At 62.4% G+C, this 18,527-nt stretch carries 21 protein-coding genes and 1 pseudogene; 10 read left to right on the top strand and 12 right to left on the bottom strand.

Annotated features, from left to right (window positions below):
• Nucleotides 1-173 precede the first annotated feature (173 nt).
• A complete protein-coding gene (locus tag NKI37_RS07435; RefSeq protein ID WP_023688326.1) occupies nt 174-1,547 on the top strand; it encodes a class II 3-deoxy-7-phosphoheptulonate synthase in 1,374 nt (457 codons plus the stop codon).
• Between the two features lie 58 nt (nt 1,548-1,605).
• On the opposite strand, the gene NKI37_RS07430 is transcribed toward NKI37_RS07435, so the two are convergent.
• The 3 genes from NKI37_RS07430 to NKI37_RS07420 form a co-directional block, all read right to left on the bottom strand.
• A complete protein-coding gene (locus NKI37_RS07430; protein ID WP_023748545.1) occupies nt 1,606-2,376 on the bottom strand; it encodes an RES family NAD+ phosphorylase in 771 nt (256 codons plus the stop codon).
• Nucleotides 2,336-2,731, bottom strand: a complete 396-nt coding sequence (locus NKI37_RS07425; RefSeq protein ID WP_023667557.1) for an MbcA/ParS/Xre antitoxin family protein — start codon at nt 2,729-2,731, stop codon at nt 2,336-2,338. Before NKI37_RS07425 ends, NKI37_RS07430 begins: the two co-directional genes overlap by 41 nt.
• 105 nt (nt 2,732-2,836) lie before the next feature.
• Nucleotides 2,837-3,907, bottom strand: a complete 1,071-nt coding sequence (locus tag NKI37_RS07420; protein ID WP_023681555.1) for a GGDEF domain-containing protein — start codon at nt 3,905-3,907, stop codon at nt 2,837-2,839.
• A 338-nt stretch (nt 3,908-4,245) separates the two neighbouring features.
• On the opposite strand from NKI37_RS07420, the gene NKI37_RS07415 reads away from it, so the two are divergent.
• From NKI37_RS07415 to NKI37_RS07405, 3 genes are all read left to right on the top strand, one after another.
• Complete coding sequence (locus NKI37_RS07415) at nt 4,246-4,665, top strand: GFA family protein (RefSeq protein WP_023667555.1); 420 nt, start codon at nt 4,246-4,248, stop codon at nt 4,663-4,665.
• 75 nt (nt 4,666-4,740) lie between these two features.
• Nucleotides 4,741-5,100, top strand: a complete 360-nt coding sequence (locus tag NKI37_RS07410; RefSeq protein ID WP_023681553.1) for a diacylglycerol kinase — start codon at nt 4,741-4,743, stop codon at nt 5,098-5,100.
• Nucleotides 5,101-5,143: 43 nt separating this feature from the next.
• Nucleotides 5,144-5,731, top strand: a complete 588-nt coding sequence (locus NKI37_RS07405; protein ID WP_023708466.1) for a hemerythrin domain-containing protein — start codon at nt 5,144-5,146, stop codon at nt 5,729-5,731.
• A gap of 3 nt (nt 5,732-5,734) precedes the next feature.
• Here NKI37_RS07405 and NKI37_RS07400 read toward each other — a convergent pair whose 3' ends face one another.
• Complete coding sequence (locus NKI37_RS07400; RefSeq protein ID WP_023704560.1) at nt 5,735-6,343, bottom strand: DedA family protein; 609 nt, start codon at nt 6,341-6,343, stop codon at nt 5,735-5,737.
• Nucleotides 6,340-6,903 (bottom strand): annotated as a pseudogene (locus tag NKI37_RS07395) (DUF1003 domain-containing protein). Before NKI37_RS07395 ends, NKI37_RS07400 begins: the two are co-directional and overlap by 4 nt.
• A 91-nt stretch (nt 6,904-6,994) precedes the next feature.
• On the opposite strand from NKI37_RS07395, the gene NKI37_RS07390 reads away from it, so the two are divergent.
• The 6 genes from NKI37_RS07390 (at nt 6,995) to NKI37_RS07365 (ending at nt 14,046) form a co-directional block, all read left to right on the top strand.
• Nucleotides 6,995-7,711, top strand: a complete 717-nt coding sequence (locus NKI37_RS07390) for a DNA-3-methyladenine glycosylase I (protein ID WP_023818164.1) — start codon at nt 6,995-6,997, stop codon at nt 7,709-7,711.
• A gap of 62 nt (nt 7,712-7,773) precedes the next feature.
• Nucleotides 7,774-9,489: an NAD+ synthase gene (locus NKI37_RS07385; RefSeq protein WP_352787191.1), complete on the top strand. Its 1,716-nt coding sequence runs from the start codon at nt 7,774-7,776 to the stop codon at nt 9,487-9,489.
• A gap of 34 nt (nt 9,490-9,523) precedes the next feature.
• Complete coding sequence (locus NKI37_RS07380) at nt 9,524-10,408, top strand: SPFH domain-containing protein (RefSeq protein WP_023695413.1); 885 nt, start codon at nt 9,524-9,526, stop codon at nt 10,406-10,408.
• 13 nt (nt 10,409-10,421) lie between these two features.
• Complete coding sequence (locus NKI37_RS07375) at nt 10,422-11,372, top strand: diacylglycerol kinase catalytic domain-containing protein (protein WP_352787189.1); 951 nt, start codon at nt 10,422-10,424, stop codon at nt 11,370-11,372.
• Nucleotides 11,373-11,442: 70 nt separating this feature from the next.
• Nucleotides 11,443-11,853, top strand: a complete 411-nt coding sequence (locus tag NKI37_RS07370) for a GNAT family N-acetyltransferase (protein ID WP_352787188.1) — start codon at nt 11,443-11,445, stop codon at nt 11,851-11,853.
• Nucleotides 11,854-12,240: 387 nt separating this feature from the next.
• The gene (locus NKI37_RS07365; RefSeq protein WP_352787186.1) at nt 12,241-14,046 is read left to right on the top strand and encodes an ABC transporter ATP-binding protein; all 1,806 of its coding nucleotides are present in this window, start codon (nt 12,241-12,243) and stop codon (nt 14,044-14,046) included.
• Between the two features lie 43 nt (nt 14,047-14,089).
• On the opposite strand, the gene NKI37_RS07360 is transcribed toward NKI37_RS07365, so the two are convergent.
• The 7 genes from NKI37_RS07360 to NKI37_RS07330 all read right to left on the bottom strand — a co-directional run bounded on the left by NKI37_RS07360 (nt 14,090) and on the right by NKI37_RS07330 (nt 18,455).
• Complete coding sequence (locus NKI37_RS07360) at nt 14,090-14,503, bottom strand: GFA family protein (protein WP_352787185.1); 414 nt, start codon at nt 14,501-14,503, stop codon at nt 14,090-14,092.
• Nucleotides 14,504-14,523: 20 nt separating this feature from the next.
• Nucleotides 14,524-14,988, bottom strand: a complete 465-nt coding sequence (locus tag NKI37_RS07355) for an SRPBCC family protein (RefSeq protein ID WP_023681542.1) — start codon at nt 14,986-14,988, stop codon at nt 14,524-14,526.
• The gene (locus NKI37_RS07350; protein ID WP_023688340.1) at nt 14,985-15,305 is read right to left on the bottom strand and encodes an ArsR/SmtB family transcription factor; all 321 of its coding nucleotides are present in this window, start codon (nt 15,303-15,305) and stop codon (nt 14,985-14,987) included. Before NKI37_RS07350 ends, NKI37_RS07355 begins: the two co-directional genes overlap by 4 nt.
• 203 nt (nt 15,306-15,508) lie before the next feature.
• Entirely contained in the window at nt 15,509-15,988 is a 480-nt protein-coding gene (locus NKI37_RS07345; RefSeq protein WP_352787184.1) for an NUDIX hydrolase, read from the bottom strand.
• Nucleotides 15,989-16,194: 206 nt separating this feature from the next.
• On the bottom strand, nt 16,195-16,695 hold the full coding sequence (gene gpt, locus NKI37_RS07340) for a xanthine phosphoribosyltransferase (protein WP_023667540.1): 501 nt from the start codon (nt 16,693-16,695) through the stop codon (nt 16,195-16,197).
• An 87-nt stretch (nt 16,696-16,782) separates the two neighbouring features.
• A complete protein-coding gene (locus NKI37_RS07335) occupies nt 16,783-17,616 on the bottom strand; it encodes a universal stress protein (protein ID WP_023681540.1) in 834 nt (277 codons plus the stop codon).
• Between the two features lie 98 nt (nt 17,617-17,714).
• On the bottom strand, nt 17,715-18,455 hold the full coding sequence (locus NKI37_RS07330; RefSeq protein WP_023681539.1) for a competence/damage-inducible protein A: 741 nt from the start codon (nt 18,453-18,455) through the stop codon (nt 17,715-17,717).
• Nucleotides 18,456-18,527: the final 72 nt, after the last annotated feature.

The following is an 18,527-nucleotide window of genomic DNA, read 5'->3' as shown; positions in this document are numbered from 1 at the left end:
CCGTCGCGAAGATAAGAAGCCAAAGTGGGTCGCGGCATGGAGCTCCCCATCATTCGCCAGCGCTTGAATTCCGGTCTAGAATAGAAAATCGGCTTCGTGTATGGAGCCGCCATCCCCATATGGGGCGGGAATGGCGGGCAAAAGCCTGCTGGAAAGAGCGTTTGGGTGCAGCGATGACGAAATGGTCGCCGAATTCTTGGAGAGCAAAGCCGATCAAGCAGGTTCCTGCCTATCCGGACCTCGCCGCGCTGAAGAACACGGAAGCCCAGCTCGCCACCTTTCCGCCGCTGGTTTTTGCCGGTGAGGCGCGCAAGCTGAAGAAGCAGCTTGCGGCTGTCGCTGCCGGCGACGCATTCCTTCTGCAGGGCGGCGATTGCGCCGAGAGTTTCGCCGAACATGGCGCCGACAACATCCGCGACTTCTTCCGCGTCTTCCTGCAGATGTCGGTGGTGCTGACCTTTGCCGGCGCGCAGCCGGTGGTGAAGGTCGGCCGTGTCGCCGGCCAGTTCGCCAAGCCGCGCTCGTCCGACAATGAGACCAAGGGCGAGGTGACGCTGCCAAGCTACCGTGGCGACATCATCAACGGCATCGAGTTCGACCCCAAGTCGCGTATTCCCGACCCGGCCCGCCAGGAAATGGCCTACCGCCAGTCGGCGGCGACGCTTAACCTGCTGCGTGCCTTCGCCCAAGGCGGCTACGCCAGCCTGGAGAATGTGCATCGCTGGATGCTGGGCTTCGTCTCCGACAGCCCGCAAGGCGAGAAGTATGGCATGCTCGCCAACCGCATCACCGAGACGATGGACTTCATGAAGGCCGTCGGCATCACCTCGGAGACCAACTACGCGCTGCGCGAGACCGACTTTTACACCAGTCACGAGGCGCTGCTGCTCGGCTATGAAGAGGCGCTGACCCGCGTCGATTCGACCTCCGGCGACTGGTACGCAACGTCGGGCCACATGATCTGGATCGGCGACCGCACCCGACAGCCCGACCATGCGCATGTCGAATATTGCCGCGGCATCAAGAACCCGCTCGGCCTCAAATGCGGCCCGTCGCTGACGACTGACGGCCTGCTGGAGCTCATCGACCTGCTCAATCCGGAGAACGAGCCGGGCCGGCTGACGCTGATCGCCCGCTTCGGCTCCGACAAGGTCGCCGACCATCTGCCGAAGCTGGTGCGCGCGGTGCAGAAGGAAGGTCGCAGCGTCGTGTGGTCGTCCGACCCGATGCACGGCAATACGATCGAGGCTGCCGGCTACAAGACGCGGCCGTTCGACCGCATCCTCAAGGAAGTGCAGACCTTCTTCGAGGTGCATCGCGCCGAAGGCACGCACCCCGGCGGCATCCATGTCGAGATGACCGGCAAGAACGTCACCGAATGCACCGGCGGCGCCCGCGCCATCACCGCCGAGGAGCTGCAGGACCGCTATCACACCCATTGCGACCCGCGCCTCAACGCCGACCAGGCGATCGAGCTGGCGTTCCTGGTGTCGGATCTCTTGAAGAAGAGCCATCCGGTGCAGCACAAGCAGGTGGCTAACGGCTGAACCCGTTTTCAGAATTGAAATGATAAGCGCCAGAGAAATCCGGCGCTTTTTCGTTTGATCAACGCCCGCGTTCCCAGCGCAATCCGTTGAGCCGGGGATCATTGGCGAAGGCGGTTCTGGAAAACTCGATGCGCCTTTCCGGAAATTCGCAGATCCCCTGGACGCCGAGGGAGCCTAGCCGGATGCGCCATGTGTGCGGCTCCAGCGGCTTGGCCTTGGTAAAGCCGCGGCATGTCAGCAGCGCCACATTGACGCCCTTCGGGTCGCGCGCCGAACGGTAACGGATCGCCTCCAGCCCAGCCTCACGCGCGACATCGGCAATCGCCTGGCTGGCGGCGTAGTCGGTCGGATGCGTCCACTCAGCCTGATCGCGGTCGAGTGGCGGCCGCGTGAGGTCGACAGCCTTGTCGGTGCGGATCGCGGCGGCGAAGGCGGTGTATTCGGCGGCGTCGTGCGGCCATGGCGTGTCGGGCGAATCGGCGAAGAACAACAAGCGGTAGAAGGCCATTTCGGCGACCGCCGTCATGATCGTCTCCGCGGCATAGTAGACACCCAGGGTGCGGCCAGCGCGGCGGAAGCGCGAGCCGTAGGGATAGATCGAGCCGTAGCGGAAGGGCGTCGCCAGGAGATAGTGGAGATGCCGGCATTCCATGGGGATCTGCGGCTTGGTCTCCTCGATCAGATCCTCAAGCAGCGCCTGTTCGTCCAGCGTGTCGACGATCTTCAGCGTCGAGACGCGGTGCTGCGCCTCGACCATGCGCCAGTATTTGCCGTCGAGCCGGACGGCTTCAGACGAGAGCGCGTCGGGAGTCCAGATAGGCAATGACATCGACAAGCCCGGTAATGGTGAGGATCTTTTCAAGCGGGCTGCCATCGAAAGCCGTGTTGGCGTTCTTCAGCCATGCCCGGGCTATCGTCTCGTCACCGCCGACAATGGCATCGAGCGAACGGAACAGCCGCACGAACAGCACCGCGAGTTCGAACGGCTTGGTGCCGCGCTCCAGCAGGAATTCCTGCCTGCGCATGCGTGAAACCGTGGCTTCCGAGACGCCGATGATCGACGCAAGCACCCTGGCGGTTATATCCAAGAGTTCGGCGGCGCGCAGCGTGGCCTTGGTCAGAACCGCGTTTTCGGCCGCCGTCGCGGTGAGATCAGGGGCGGCATTGGGTTGTGTAACAGACATGGCCTCTCTCTTTCCATGGAAAATATAGTCCACTAAAATTCATATGGAAAGAGGCGGGATCCGATAAATTTGCCTGTGCCCGGGAATTGGCTGCACGCCGAAGTGTCAGTCTTTCTTGTATAGCAGCCAGTTCTTGCCCGTGCGGCCGGCCATTGTCGAGTGCCGGGTGACGCGGTTGCGCCCGCCAACCTTGGAGCGGTAGAGCGCCCGGTCCGCCTTGGTGTAAAGATCCTCCGGGCTTTCCGCTTCGGAAGCCATGCAGATGCCCATGGAAACGGTCACCGTGCCGTAATTGGCGCCGGTCTGGCTGCTGGTGAACGGCGTCTGTTCGATCAGCACGCGGATGCGTTCGGCGATCTCGTAAGTGGTATCCTCGCTGGCGCCCTCGACGATCAGCGCGAATTCCTCCCCGCCGGTGCGGGCAACGAACATGTCTTCACGGATGCTGGTCTGGAAGATTTCAGCGACGATCTGGATGATCTTGTCGCCGACCGGGTGGCCGTAGCGATCGTTGACACCCTTGAAATGGTCGATGTCGGCAAGGATCAGGGCGTTGAACAGGATCCCCTTGTTGGAGGTGTAAATCGCCGTGATTTGCTTGTCGAAGGCGCGGCGGTTCCAGATATGGGTCAAGGGGTCGGTGTCGGCGAGCCGCTTGTACTCCTCAAGCTTCGACTTGACGCTCTCCAGTTCCGCCGTCTTGTCGCTCAGCGTGGTTGCAACCTGCTTGCCGTGGTCGAGGGTCGAGTTGGTGGCCGCCGCCATGGCGCTGGCGACCTTCTGCAGCAGATCCTGCGAAAGCAGGCTGCGGTTGGCGAGGCCACTCGATGTCTCATCGAGGATCTTGCCGTATTTCTCGATATGGCTACGTTCGCTGCGCAGCAGCAAGGCGATGTCCTCGAGTTCCCTGGCCAGCACGTCGCGCGCCTGCTCGACAATGCCGGGACCGTGATGCTGGGCAAAGAAAGCGCGGCCGATGCGGTCGAGATCGTCCTGCGTCGGCTGGTTGCCGAGCGCGACGACGGCCAGGCCGAGTTCGCGATTGGTGCCTTTCAGTGCTTCGTAGAAGATTTCGTAATTGCGCGGCAGGCCAAGCACGCCGAGCTGACGCATGGTCGCCACAACGGCTGTTGCAATGTCGCTGTTTCGGTCGGTCTGGACGGCTGCCGGCTGCATGTTCTGTTCACTCTGCCTCTGGGAACCATCGCAGACCGTGCGAGATGCCGCCGACCGGAGAGTGCCAGCCGTATTTCGGATCATCCTGCGAAAGACACGTCCCCAATCGCGACATTCGCTTGGCAACGACCATAGATGCGCCGGCGCTAAAGTTTCCTTAATGTGCCGCCAGGTAACGCGTCCGTTCTACCGCAGGCTGCAGAAATGGTTTGCAAAGATCCTGAGGTCAGGTCCGAACACGCCCACCCCATGTCGCATTTGCCGGTGCCCGGCTGCGGCAAAACTGAAATCCTCTCGGCCAGCGGCGAAGCCGTGGACGATGGCTGGTGGAGGTAGGGATGAGCAACAACCACAGCGGATCTTGCCTGTGTGGAGCCGTGCGTTTCCAGACGCGAGGGCCGTTGCGCGGCGTCATTTATTGCCACTGTTCGCAGTGCCGCAAGCAGAGCGGGCATTTTTACGCCGCGACCAACGTCGCCGACGGCGACATCACGATAACCGGCGCCGACAACATCAGCTGGTACGAATCGTCTTCCTTTGCCAAGCGCGGCTTTTGCAAGATCTGCGGCTCGGTGCTGTTCTGGAAGCCGGGTCAGGATGCCTATGTCTCAGTTCTGGCCGGATCGTTCGACAACCCGACCGGGCTCGAAGGCCAATGCCACATCTTTGTCGGCGACAAGGGCGACTACTATACGATCGACGATGGACTGCCGCAGTTCGAGAAGTCGACGCCGACGATCAAGGTTGCGGAGGAGTGATTTTGCGGCGGCTGCCTTATTCCCTTGATCCAGCCATTGCGATATCCCCTGCCGGTGATTCGAAGGGGATGCGGCATGCAGCGGCTGATCGGTGCTTACTTCAATTCTGTGCGAGCCTTTCGCAAGCTCGCCGCCAGCGAAAGGGCATTTCAGCAGGAACTGATGCTGCTGGTGCTGGCGCTGCCGCTCGGCTGGTTCGTCTCGGTCTCGTGGCGCGGCTACGCGCTGTTGATCGGCGCGGTGCTGCTGCTCATCATGGTCGAAGTGCTCAACACCGGCATCGAGGCAGCCTGCGATGCCTTCAGTCGCGAGTTCAACGTCGACATCCAGCTCGCCAAGGACTGCGGCTCGCTGGCGGTGCTGATTTCGGTTATTATCGTCGCCGGCGTCTGGGGAATCGCCCTCATCGAGCGCATCACGGGACTACCGATCTGATCTGAACGCTCCCATATGTTAGTCACCAAAGGAGACTGACGTCGTGGAAGCCAATTTTCTGCTGCTTGAAAGAGCCGGCCTGCCGGAAGACCTGCGCTGGCTGGCGGAAAAATATCCGCGCGAGACATGGCGGGGCCACGCCAACATCCACGGCATGGCAAACATGTGGCTGCAGCGGCACGACATGTTCCGAGAGCTGGGCGGCATGCTCACCAACGGCATTGGCGACTATCGCGAAGGCAGGCTGACGGCGCCGGATTTCGCGCGCTGGTTCGCGCCGCGGCTGAACCACTTTCTCGGCAATCTCGACGGCCACCACAATGTCGAGGACTACCAATATTTCCCGGCTTTCGCCAAGGCGGAGCCGCGCCTGAAGCGCGGCTTCGAAATCCTCGATGCCGACCATCACACCATTCATGAGGGGCTGGAGCGCAACGCCGAGACGGCGAACGCCTTCATCCGCACGCTCGAGGAGAGCGAGGACAGGCAGCGCTTCGCCGCCGACGCCTATGCGGACGAGAACAGCCGGCTGATTGCCATGCTGAAGCGGCATCTGGCCGACGAGGAAGATCTCATCATCCCGCTGATCCTCGATCGCGGCGACCGGGCTCTGGTCGAGGACGACGACTGAACCTTACGATGTGGTTTCGCTGTCGCGGGCGTCCTTGGCGCGCTCCTTGCCGGCGACGGTGCGGGCGATGAGCCAGGCAAGGATGGCGACACCCAGACCTATGGCAAGCGCGATCAGCAGCCGTTCGTGATGGAGCAGTGCCTTGCCTATCATCTGCTCGGCGCCGAGGCCGAAGACGTAGCCGATGCCGCAGAACAAAGCCGCCCAGACCAGCGACGACACCGCGTTGAGGATAACGAAACGCGCTACCGAAATGCTGGCGAAACCGGCCGCGATGCCGCCGACCAGGCGCAGGCCATAGATGTAGCGGTTGGACAGGACGAATATGTTGGGATGGGACGAGACGAGACGGTAGGCGTGGTTGAAGCCGGGCCTCGCCTTCAGTTTCAGCACCCTGGGATGGTCGGCAAAGCTGCGGCCGAGAACGAAGAAAAACGTGTCGCCGACGAAGGCGCCAATGGCGGCCGTGAGGAAAGCCTTCCAGAGGATGAAGACATGCTGATGGGCGAAGAAGCCGCCGAGGATGGCCGCACTTTCGCCTTCGGCGACACAGCCCATGAAAACCGCGATCAACCCATATTGCTCGATGAGGTGATGGACGATCCCGGTCATTGAGAGGTTTGCCGGCCCGACAGTTTTTCGTCTATGCGGTTCACCTGTTCGGCCAGGCGCGCGATGTCCTCGCGCACGCCGATGATCTGGCTGTGGCGCAGTTCGTCCAGCTTTTCATGCAGAGCCATGATCTCGATCTCGGCCTTGAGGTTGACCTCATAGTCATGCGCGGCGTCGATGCGGTCGCGCGCGGCCTGTCGGTTCTGCGACATCATGATCACCGGCGCCTGCAAGGCGGCGATCATCTACAGCACCAGGTTGAGGAAGATGAAGGGGTAGGGGTCGAACGAGTCTCGCCCGAGCAGCCACCAATTGGCGCCGATCCACAGCACCAGGAAAGCAATGAATGACAGGATGAACGTCCACGAGCCGCCGATGCGGGCAATGGCATCGGCGATCCGGTCGCCGGCGCCCTGAAGGCCGGTGAGGCTGTCGTTGATATCCTGCGAGATGGGCTTGCGGTCGACAGTGCTCTGCAACACCCGCCGCTCGAGCTCGCTGAGGGTTTCAGGCGTTCGCCTCAACCAGCGGTTGGCAAGTTCTGGCACGGTCTTGTGCATGGATGTCTCCATAGGAAAAGCGTCGGCTTGGCAGCCTTGTTTGCATATAGGAAGATGGCGTTTCGTCAAAAGCGCGGCGCGAGGATGCAGGATGCCCGATTTCGCGAAGATTCGCGCCCGTGCTGCAAAACGCAAAGGCGGCGACGCGGTGCTGACCTCGCTGCTCGGGCCGGCGCCTGACAATGCTGCGATTGCCGAAATTACGGACGATCGTATCCTGTCGACGATGGCCGAGCGGGTGTTTGCCGCCGGCTTCGTCTGGCGCGTCATCGAACAGAAATGGCCGGGCTTCGAGGAAGCCTTTCTTCATTTCGAGCCGAAACGGCTGTTGTTTCAACCTGATGACTTCTGGCACGACCTGACGGCTGATCAACGCATTGTGCGCAACCCGCAGAAGATCAAATCCGTCCGCGACAACGCCGCCTTCGTTGAGCGTGTGTCGAAGGAACATGGCGGTTTCGGCAAATTCCTCGCGGAGTGGCCTGACGACGACCAGGTCGGGCTGATGGCGTATCTCGGCAAGCATGGCAGCCGGCTTGGCGGCAACACCGGCCAGTATTTCCTGCGCTGGCTGCAATGGGACGCCTTCGTCATCTCGGCCGATATGGTCGCGGCTTTGCGTGACGCCGGCCTCGACATCGCCGAAAGTCCGACGTCGAAGAGGGATCTCGACAGGATTCAGGCGCAGATCAACAAATGGGCGCAGGAAACCGGCCTGCCGCGCCGGCACATTTCGCGCATTCTGGCGATGTCGATCGGAGAGAACCATTCGCCGCAATCGCTGCGCGAATATATGGGCGACGACTGATCACCGAATTGGTCCAAACGAACGCCATTGCTCGGGCAAATTTGCCGCGCTAAACCGCACAGATGACCCAGAAGACCGCACCCGATATTCTGCGCATCGCCGTTGCCCAGCTCAACCCGACGGTCGGCGATGTCGCCGGCAATCTTGCCAAGGCGCGCGAGGCGAGGGCGGATGCCGCCCGCCAGGGCGCCGACATCGTGCTCTACACCGAGCTTTTCCTTGCCGGTTATCCGCCGGAGGACCTGGTGCTGAAGCCGGCCTTCCTCAAGGTTTGCGAGAAGGCCGCTCAGGACTTCGCCGGAGATACCGCCGATGGCGGGCCGGGCGTCATCATCGGCACGCCGTTGAAGCGCAAGAGCGGCACCCACAATTCGATCATCGTCGCCGATGGCGGCAAGATCCTCGCCGAGCGCTACAAGCTCGATTTGCCAAACTATGGCGAGTTCGACGAGAAGCGCGTCTTCCAGGCCGGGCCCGAGGCTCAGGGACCCGTCAATTTCCGCGGTGTGCGCATCGGAATTCCGATCTGCGAGGACATCTGGGGCGACGTTGGCATCTGTGAAACCCTGGCCGAGAGCGGCGCGGAAATCCTGCTAGTGCCGAACGGCTCGCCCTACTACCGCGCCAAGATGGACGTGCGCCATCAGGTCGTTATCCGCCAGGTCATCGAGACCGGTTTGCCGATGATCTATGCCAATCAGATTGGCGGCCAGGATGAGCTGATCTTCGACGGCGCCTCTTTTGCCATCGGCGCCGACAAGACGCTCGCCTTCCAGATGAGCCAGTTCGAGGAAACTGTCGATGTCACCACCTGGAAGCGCAACCGCGTCGCCGCAGGCGCGCAAGATGCAGAAAACTCTGACGGCTGGGTCTGCTCGGAAGGGCCGATGTCGAAAATCCCCGAGCGCGAGGAGGCGGACTACCGCGCCTGCATGCTCGGCCTGCGCGACTACGTCAACAAGAACGGCTTCAAGAACGTCGTGCTGGGTCTCTCCGGCGGCATCGATTCGGCGATCTGCGCCGCATTGGCCGTCGATGCGCTCGGCGAGGAGCGGCTGCGGGCGGTGATGATGCCCTACCGCTATACCTCGGAGGATTCGCTGAAGGATGCCGAGGATTGCGCCCGTGCGCTTGGCTGCCGCTATGACATCGTGCCGATCTTCGAACCGGTCGAGGGTTTTCTGCATACGCTGACGCAGCTTTTCGAGGGCACCAAGGAAGGCATTACCGAGGAAAATTTGCAGAGCCGCGCGCGCGGCACGATCCTGATGGCGATCTCCAACAAGTTCGCCTCGATGGTCGTCACCACGGGCAACAAGAGCGAGATGTCGGTGGGCTACGCCACGCTTTATGGCGACATGAATGGCGGCTTCAACCCGATAAAAGACCTCTACAAGATGCAGGTCTATGCGCTGTCGCGCTGGCGCAACAGCCATGTGCCGCCGGGCGCGCTCGGTCCCTCAGGCGAGGTGATCCCCAGGAATATCATCGACAAGGCGCCGTCGGCGGAATTGCGCGAGAACCAGACCGACCAGGATTCGCTGCCGCCCTATCCGGTGCTGGACGACATTCTGGAATGCCTGGTCGAGAACGAAATGGGCGTCGACGACATCGTCGCGCGCGGCCACGACCGGGCGACGGTGACGCGCGTCGAACATTTGCTCTACATTGCCGAGTACAAACGCCGGCAAGCGGCGCCGGGTGTGAAGATCACCCGTAAGAATTTTGGACGCGACCGCCGCTATCCCATCACCAACCGTTTCAGGGATCGCGGCTAAACATCTGATTAAATTGATGAACCTTGGGGGGCGCATGTTTATCAGCTATTTCAAGGGAACGCCTGAGTATCACATCCTGCGCTTCAAGAACGGCAAGATCAGGGAGCAGGGGCGCGGCATCTCCTTCTGGTACGGCACGTTCGGCACCACGATAGCGATGGTGCCGGTGACGTCGCTCGATAACCCCTTCATCTTCACCGAGACGACGGCGAATTTCCAGGATCTGGCAATCCAGGGGTCGGTCAGCTACCGCATCATCGATCCACTCAAGGCAGCCGAAGGTTTTGATTTCAGCGCCAAGCTCAGCCGTGCCGACGTCGTCGGCGACGGCCGGGAGAAGATCGCCGAGCGCCTGGTGCTGGCGATACAGAGCCGCGCCCGCGCGGTGGTTTCGAGCATGACGCTGGAGCAGGCGCTGGCCGAGGTGACCAAGCTCGGCGGCAATCTCGCCGAACTCCTGCGCAACGATCCGATTGCGGCAACCGCCGGCCTGTCGATCGAGGAGGTCCACATCACCTCGGTCCAGCCGACGCCGGAGATCCGCAAGGCGCTCCAGACCGAATATCGCGAGGCGCTGCAGCGCCAGGCCGATGCCGCGATCTATGGGCGCCGTGCCTGGGGCGTGGAGAAGGAGCGCGAGATCAAGCAGAGCGAACTGGCGACCGAAATCGAGCTTGCCGAACGCAACAAGCTGCTGGTCGACACCGAAGCGCGCAACAAGCTGACGCTTGCCGAGGCGGAAGCCAAGGCGCAGCAGCTGGAACTGACCGTCTATTCGTCGGCGCCCGCCCACGTGCTGACGGCGATGGCCTTCAAGGCCTGGGCGGAAAAGGGCGGTTCGGTCGGCAATCTGTCGATCACGCCTGACATGCTCACCAGCGCGCTCAGCCAGCTTTCCACGCCGAAAGCCGGGTCCTGAAAGGCAAGCACGGGTGGCAAGCGACCAGAGCGGCAGGCCGATCGACCGGGTGATCGTCGTCACCCGCAAGACCGAGCTGGAGGAGCTGACGACGCGCTTCAACACGCAGGGACAGGCGCGCTTTTATCTCCGGCAGGCCGGCATGGATTTCGACCCGGTCAAGGCGGCGCATGACGTCTATCACCAGGCGCTCGACCGGGTGATGGGTTCGCTTCCCCAAGGCCTCAAACAGTTGCGGCTCGACCGCGAACTGGTACCGCAGTTCGAATTCGGCTCCGACGCGGTGGTCGCGCTCGGTCAGGACGGGCTGGTGTCCAACACCGCGAAGTACCTCCCGTACCAGCCGCTGATCGGCATCAACCCGGACCCGGCGCTTTTCGACGGCGTGTTGCTGCCGTGGAATGCCGACGATACCGAAAAGGTCCTCGGCCTGACGATCGCCGGCAAGGCGAAGCGCCAGGCGGTGGTGATGGCCGAAGCGCGCTCCAATGACGGACGCCGGCTGATCGCCTTCAACGATCTGTTCGTTGGCGCCTCGACGCATGTCTCGGCGCGCTACGAATTGACCTATGGCGGCAGGACCGAGCGCCAGTCGTCGAGCGGCATTATCATCTCCACGGGCGCCGGCTCTACCGGCTGGCTGCGCTCGGTGATGGCGGGCGCCGCGGGACTGGCCGCGGCCTATGGTGACAAGTCCGTGCCGACCGTGCCGCCGCAAGGCTATGACCGCGAAGCCGAACAGCTGTTCTTTTCGGTGCGCGAACCGTTTCCGAGCAACACGACCGGCGTGTCGCTTGTGCATGGCGTCATCACCCGCGACCGGCCGCTGGTGGTTTCTTCGCGGCAGAGCAGGGGCGGCGTCATCTTCAGCGACGGGATGGAGCTCGATTTCGTCGAGTTCAATTCCGGCACCCACGTGACCATCGCGATCGCCGACCAGAAGGCCTATCTCGTGGTGCCATAAGCGCGCCACGTGGGCAGCCAAATCACCGGCCGGACTGAATTCGGCCGCCCTCCATTCTTTGCGAGGCACCATGCCCGACTGTGAAATCAGCTTCGACATGTCACGGATCGATTTCCGGGCGACCTCCGATCTGTTGATGGCGAGTTATTGGGGCGCCGGCCGCAGCGATGACTTTCATCGCCGCGCCTTTGGCAACTCGTTCTGCACCGCGGCCTATATCGATAGGAACCAAGTCGGTTTTGGCCGGGCCATCACCGACCGTACGGTGTTTGCCTATCTCGCCGACATCATCATCTGCCCGCAGCATCGCGGCCAAGGCATTGGCACGCAACTGGTGCGGGCGCTCATCAACCACCCTGAACTCAACACGGTCTCGCACTGGAGCCTGTCGACCAGTGACGCGCATGGCCTTTATGAGAAGCTGGGCTTCAAGGCATCGACCGACGGCCGCTACATGCGCCTCGATCGCAACCCGGAATGAGGCATAGCGAGGGGTTGACCCGCTGTTGTTGCAAAATAACCTCACTGGTTGGACCAGTTACGCTTTGCCACGTGCCCGGCCTTGGCGATCCTTCATGGCGTCTCTATAAGGACCGCTCCGCAAGTGTCTTGCGGGAGGTCTGAATGGCAGTATTTCACATGGTAATGCGAGGCCGCGAAGCCTAGGTCTCACCTGGCGTCCGGCGAAGGTTTGCCCTTCGCACCGATGCCGGGTCGAGTACAGGCTTCTGCCGATGCCGGTCGCCACCCGACAACCCGGGGCGCGCCGCCACCCATGCCGAACCTCCGCAGCCGGGCGAATTGCCCAGCGCGGTTTTCAATTTTCAGACCTTACCGGGACCGGGCAGATTTGCGCCGGGATGACATCATGGCTCGTCTTCGAATCGATCTGCGTGCAAGCGCCTTTCGCAGCGTTCTTGGCTTCACGCTCAGCCACTGGCGGCGCCAGCCGTGGCGGCTTTCTCTGATCATGGGCAGCTTCCTGCTGTCGACCCTGGCCGATGTCTTGACGCCGCTCTATTCCGGCCGGCTGGTCGACGCCGTCGCCAGCAGTGCGTTGGCTGACGATGTCGCGTGGAATGCGGCAATGGCGGCGTTCTCCGCGCTCATCGCTTTGGCGCTGACCGGCGTGGTGCTGCGCAACCTGGCTTTCATGGGTATTGTCGAGCTGACGCTGAAGATGATGGCCGACGTCGCCGCCGACGCGTTCCATCGCGTGCAGCGCTTCTCAACCGACTGGCACGCCAATAGCTTTGCCGGATCGACGGTGCGCAAGGTCACGCGCGGCATGTGGGCTCTCGACCTGCTCAATGACACCATCCTGATTGCGTTGTTGCCGTCGGTCGCCATGCTGGTCGGCTCGACGTTGCTGCTCGGCTGGTTCTGGCCGCTGATGGGGCTGGTCGTGGCAGTCGGCTCGGTGCTGTTCATCACGGTGACGGCGCTGCTGTCGCTCGGCTATGTCGCGCCTGCGGCACGGCTCGCCAACAGCTGGGATACGCGGCTTGGCGGCTCGCTTGCCGATGCGGTGAGCTGCAATGCCGTGGTCAAGGGTTTCGGTGCCGAGACGCGCGAGGAGACGCGTCTTGCCAAGGTCGTCGCCAAATGGCGCGCGCGGACCAGCCGCACTTGGGTGCGCGGCACCATCAACGGCACGACGCAAGGCGCCATGCTGCTGGTGCTGCGGACGGCAGTGATCGGCCTGTCGCTGATGCTGTGGGCCTGGGGCCAGGCAAGTGCGGGCGATGTCGCCTTCGTGCTGACCTCGTTCTTCGTGCTGCAGGGCTACCTCAGGGACATCGGCACGCATATCCGCAATTTGCAGCGTTCGGTCAACGACATGGAGGAACTGGTCGATTTCCAGTCGCAACCGCTCGGCATCGAGGACCGGCCCGGCGCCAAGCCGATCCGGATCACGCATGGCCACATCGCCTTCGATAACGTCACCTTCCACTATGGCAGCCATCGCTTGCCGCTCTACCGCGACTTCTCGGTGGAGATAGCGGCGGGCGAGCGGGTCGGACTGGTCGGCCATTCCGGCTCGGGCAAGACGACCTTCGTGAAGCTGATCCAGCGTCTCTATGATGTCAGCGGCGGCAGGGTCCTGATCGATGGCCAAGACATCTCCCAGGTTGCACAGGCGTCGCTGCGCGCGCAGATTGCCATCGTCCAGCAGGAGCCGATCCTGTTCCACCGCTCGCTGGCGGAAAACATCGCCTATGCCCGACCGGACGCCACGCAGGCCGAGATCGAGCATGCCGCCAAGCTCGCCAGCGCGCACGACTTCATCACCGGCCTGCCGAAGGGCTACGGCACGCTGGTCGGTGAACGCGGCGTGAAACTGTCGGGCGGCGAGCGCCAGCGGGTGGCGATCGCACGCGCCTTCCTGGCGGATGCGCGCATCCTGATCCTGGACGAGGCGACATCGAGCCTCGATTCGGAATCGGAAGTACTGATCCAGCAGGCGATGGAGCGGCTGATGGTTGGCCGCACGACGCTGGTCATCGCGCACCGTCTGTCGACGGTGCGGGCGCTGGACAGGCTGCTCGTGTTCGACCGTGGCAAGATCGTCGAGGAAGGCTCGCATGACGAGCTGATCCGGCTGAAGGGCGGCATCTACCGCCGCCTGTTCGAGCGGCAGGCGCTGGAACTGACCAAGGGCCTGGTGATCTGAGCTGAACGCAGAGCCCTATCCGAGGGATAGGGCTCTGCCTGGTTCATCCAGGCATTCGCTCGAATGGCTGAAGCGCTGGGTCGATCGTGTCCCAGACGTGGCCGCGCACGGTGTAGGTGACCGCCTGCGGGTCGAACTGGCCGGGATCGTCGAGGCTCGTGGCCTGGATCGCCGTCACCTCCGGCATGGCGACGAACGTTACGTAGACCGGCGTGCCGCAGGTCGGGCAAAAGGCCTGGGCTTTTTCATTGCCGCTGTCGGCGATCATCCGCCATGTGCTCGGCTCGCCGGTGATCTTTACGTCAGCGCGCCGGCCGAAGGTCACATAGGAACAATGGCCAGTACCGCTGCGCTTTTGGCAATCGAGGCATTGGCAGTGGTTCTGAAAGATCGGCTCGCCGGTGGCCTCATAGCGGATCGCGCCGCAGGCGCAGCCGCCGGTAAAGTGCCTGGTCATCGTCGTTCTCCGCGGTTGCTTCAGGCCGATTTCGGCTTGGCGAACAGGTCGATGCCTGTGCCGGTTTCGAGGAAGGATTTCATGCTGGACAGCACGGCCGGCCAACCCTGGCTGATGCCCTTGGCCATGCCGCTGCCGGCTTCGAGCTCGTCATGGCTGACGGTCAGCTTGACCATGGTGTCGTATTCCTCGATGGCGAACGTCACCCGGCTGTGCTTGGTCGGATCGTCGGCCTGCGAAGCGTTGGCCCAGCTCATGACCAGCCGGGTCGGCGGCGAGATTTCGACGACCTTGCCAACGAGTTCGACGGTCCGTTCGTCATTGGCGCGGATGTGTTCCCATTTCGAGCCGGGCTTCCAGTCGGAGACGTTTTCGTGGCCCCAGTAGCGCTTGGCGATATCGGGCCTGGTGATGGCTTCGAACACCTTTTGTGGCGTCGATCTGATGTAGGTCACGTAGACAAAACTGGTGGTTTCCCGGGTCATTGGTCGTCTCCTTCGAGTTCTTGTTTCAGGTCGTGCAGCAGGCTCAGCCGCTGCCGTTCGAATTTTCGCACCCACCGCTCGTAGACTTCGTGCAGCGGCACGGGGTTGATGAAATGCAGCTTCTCTCGGCCACGCTTGACCGTGCTGATCAGATTGGCCGCCTCCAGAAGATCGATGTGCTGGGTCGCGGATTGCCTTGCCATGTCGAGGTTTTGGCAAAGCTCGCCGAGCGTCTGGCCGTTCTTCTCACACAGAAGATCGAGCAGCCTTCTGCGGGTCGGGTCGCCCAGCGCTTTGAAAACCTTGTCGGCGTCCATCGGTCTCACTCATCTTGAAGACACAATATGCAGGTAAATACCTGCATGTCAAGCTGTGGCTAAGCTTGGCCTGAAGGGGAGGGATCTATAGTGTCGGATTGCTGGCGCGCGGAGCGAAGCACCGAGCCCGGAATCGGGGCAAGAACCGGTGCGGGCGCGCAGGACTATGCAGCGGTGGCTGTGAGCTAGGCTCTAACGACGAACTAGTCGGGATCGGCGCAGAAATGGGCGATGATCTGGCAGAGGTCCGGCTCGTTGACCATGCGTACGGCCTCGGCCCCATTGACCCATTTGCGGGTGCGCGCGCGCTTTTCCTTCCAGCGGTCGGCAACGTGCTCGACCTGCAGCGGAAACACCAGCACTTCGCAAGGGACTTCCTCGCCGGACGCGAGGGCCTTGGCGTAAAAGTAACGACCGGCCTCGAAAAGCGAAATCTTGCCACGCAATCCGGCTTCCTCGCCCGCCTCGCGCGCCGCTGCCTCGCAGAGCGGCTCCCTGGCCTCGGGCCAGCCCTTCGGCAGCACCCAACGCCCGGTGTCTCGGCTGGTGATCAGCATGATCTCGACGCCGTCTTCGTTATTGCGCCATGGCAAAGCGGCAACCTGCAGGCGACAAGGCGAAGTGCCGAAGAGCTTGCGGACCCTTTCAGCCAGATGGTCGTGTGTCGCCGGTGTCGTCAGCATCAGTGAAAGCTACCCCAGCCCTCAGAATCGTTAGCCGCCGTATGAATCTTACCGACAAGTGTAAGTCTTAAAAGTAAAAAACATCACACCAACCGTCCAATCCGCCAACAGGCGTCGATTCGACAGAATAATGTGCCTTCCAGTGTCTGTTTTCATAGCAGACGGGGCGGGTTTGGCCGTCTGGGCAGAAATGGGGCTGGCGCGAATCAGCCGGCGTGATCGTCGGCGATCGGCTTCTGGTAGGTGAAACCCATGTCCCAGGGAAAGTAGATCCAGGTGTCCTGGCTGACTTCGGTGATAAAGGTGTCGACCAGCGGCCGGCCTTTCGGCTTGGCGTAGACGGTGGCGAAATGCGCCTTGGGCATCATGGCGCGCACGATGCCTGCCGTCTTGCCGGTGTCTGTGAGGTCGTCGATGATCAGCACGCCCGCGCCATCATCGGCGAGCAGCGCCGGCGTGATCTCCTTCAGCACCTGCAATTGCCCCTGGCTGGTGTAGTCGTGATAGGAGGCGACGCAGACCGTCTCGATGACGCGTATGCCGAGTTCGCGTGAGATGATGGCAGCGGGAACCAGGCCCCCACGGGTGATGCAGACGATGGCCTTCCACTGACCCTTGTTGGCGCCGGCAAGCCGCCAGGCGAGCGCCCGGGCATCGCGGTGGAACTGGTCCCAGGAGACCGGAAAGGCTTTTTCGGGAAGGGACATTCTGCACTCCGCGCGCACCATTGTGGAATGCGCGCGGAATTAACTGGAAAGTCAGGGCATTGGCAAGGGCGGGGCCAGTCTGTGGAGTTACCGCGACAAAAAGGCCGCAACCGGCACGCTGCGCAACACGGTGCGCGTGACGCCGCCGAACAAAAGCTGACGCAGCCAGGAATGGCTGTAGGCGCCGAGCACCAGAAGGTCGGCTCCGGTCTCGGCGATCCGGGTCTGGATGACGTCATCGACCGAAGCATTACCCGATTTCTGCACCGACACGCTGACCGTTGCGCCATGCCTGGAGAGTGCCGCGGCGATCTCGGCGCCGGCGGCTTCCGGGTTGTCATCCAGCGTATCCGGCGGATCGATGACCAGAATGTCGGTCTTTTCGGCCTCGATGATGAAGGGCAGCGCGTCGAAGGCGGCACGCGCCGCCTCCTTGCTGCCGTTCCAGGCCAGCAGCACATGTTTGAATGTGGTGACCAACGGCCCCTCATGCGGCACCACCAGCACCGGCCGGCCGGCATCGTAAACCAGCGTGTCGACATCGGCGCTCGTGTCGCCCCCGGTCTCGCGCTGCGCGGCAATAATCAGATCGGCGGCGCGCACGCTGGAAATACCCGTCAGCGCGCTGTCGCCGGAAAAGCTCTCGAGGCTGCGCCATTCGAAGGAAAGGCCGGAATTCTCGATCCGCCCAACGAAAAGCGCCTGCAATTTCTCGGCGCGCTCGCGGTTCATGTCGGCGGAGACCTGCAGGAACTCAGTGTCGGGGAAGCCGGTTGCCGAGGTGTAGGGAACGGGCAGCGCTTCGGCATGGATGCCGATGAGATGGCTCTCGAACCGGTCGGCAAGCGGGATGGCGCAGTCGAGCACGCGTTCGGCGTCCTGTTCGTTCTGCAATATGGCGACGATGGTCTTGAAGCGCATGCGAAATCCCTCAAATCTGCCAGCGCGTGCTGCGCCCGAGGGAAAACGTGGGAGTGCGGTGCTTGGTTCCGGCCCGGCGATGGTCCGCGAACCCAGGGTCAATTGGCGGCGGTGAAGCCGGCCACCATCGCCTCGACGTCCTTGCGTGCCGAATCCAGCGCCTCCTGGCTGCGGGCGCGGACCACCAGCTCGGTCCAGAATTTGCCGTCGCCATATTTCGGATAGGAGCCGATGATGGTGTCGGGATGCGCCTTCTGGATATCGCCCAAGGGACCACCGATCAGGCCTTCGCCGAACGGGCAATGGACGGTGGCCGACAGCATCTTGGTGCCGGCCTTCAGCGTCGGCACGACATTGTCGAGCATGGCCTGGAAAATCGCAGGCACGCCGGCCATGACATGGACGTTGCCGATGCGAAAGCCGGGCGCGACGGAGACCGGATTGTCGATATGGTCGGCGCCGCGCGGCATGCGCGCCATGCGCTTGCGGGCCTCGGTGTATTCGATGCCGCGCGCGGCATAGCTCTCGCCCAGCATGGCATAGGCCTTGGCGTCGTATTCGCACGGCACCCCAAAAGCCTTGGAAACGGAATCGGCGGTGATGTCGTCATGCGTCGGGCCGATGCCACCGGTGGTAAAGACATAGGTGTAGCGGGCGCGTACGGCATTCACCGCAGCGACAATCTCGTCCTCCTCGTCGGGAACGATGCGCACTTCCTTCAGGTCGATGCCGATGGCCGTCATGATGTCGGCGAGGTGGCCGATATTTTTATCCTTGGTGCGGCCGGACAGAATCTCGTCGCCGATGACAAGCATGGCGGCAGTGACGATTTCAGGCATGGAAGGCTCCGGCAAACAGGCCCGTTGGCAGACAAGGTCGCCTGAGGCAGAAAGAAGGTCGCCTGAGATAGC

This window comes from Mesorhizobium sp. M0626 (genome assembly GCF_040320665.1).
Lineage (GTDB): Bacteria > Pseudomonadota > Alphaproteobacteria > Rhizobiales > Rhizobiaceae > Mesorhizobium.
This window is presented reverse-complemented; position numbering and strand designations above follow the sequence as displayed.